Consider the following 818-nt stretch of genomic DNA (forward strand, 5'->3'; position numbering starts at 1 on the left):
AGCGCGCCGTCGCCGTCGGCACCCCCGCCGACGTACGGCGGGCCCTGGCCGCCCTCGCCGCGGGCCGCCTTGACCCGGCACTGGTCCTCGGCGAGACCGGCGGCACCGTACGCACCGCCCTGCTGTTCACCGGGCAGGGCAGCCAGCGCCCCGGCACCGGCCGTGAACTGTACGCCCGGTACCCGCGGTTCGCCGAGGCGCTCGACGAGGTCGTGGCGAAGCTCGACCCGCTGCTCACCGGCCCGGAGGCGGACACCGCGCCGTACTCCCTCAAGGACGTCCTGTTCGCCGGGGACGGCACCCCCGAGGCCGCCGCGCTCCACGAGACCGGCTGGACCCAGCCCGCCCTGTTCGCCCTCGGAACAGCCCTGTACCACCTGGTCCGCTCCTGGGGCGTGCGCCCCGGCGTGCTCCTCGGTCACTCCATCGGCGGCATCACCGCCGCCCACGCCGCGGGCGTCCTCTCCCTGGACGACGCCTGCGCCCTGGTCGCCGCGCGCGCCCGGCTCATGCAGGCGCTGCCCCAGGGCGGCGCCATGTACTCCGTACAGGCCACCGAGGACGAGGTGCTGCCGCTGCTGGACGGCCTGGAGGACCAGGTCTCCCTGGCCGCCGTCAACAGCCCCGGCTCCGTCGTGGTCGCCGGGGACGAGGACGCCGCCGAGCGCGTCGCCGCCCACTTCGCCGGCCAGGGCCGCGCCACCCGCCGGCTGCGGGTCAGCCACGCCTTCCACTCGCCGCGCATGGACGCCGTGCTCGACGCCTACCGCCGGGTCGCCGAGGGCCTGACCTACCACGAGCCGGCCGTGCCGGTCGTC

At 76.8% G+C, this 818-nt stretch carries 1 protein-coding gene; it reads left to right on the forward strand.

The annotated features are described in order from the left end of the window. A partial coding sequence (locus tag B7767_RS36565; protein ID WP_143652835.1) for an acyltransferase domain-containing protein occupies positions 1 to 818 on the forward strand: 818 nt, incomplete at both ends.

This window comes from Streptomyces sp. 13-12-16 (assembly GCF_002114215.1).
GTDB lineage: Bacteria > Actinomycetota > Actinomycetes > Streptomycetales > Streptomycetaceae > Streptomyces.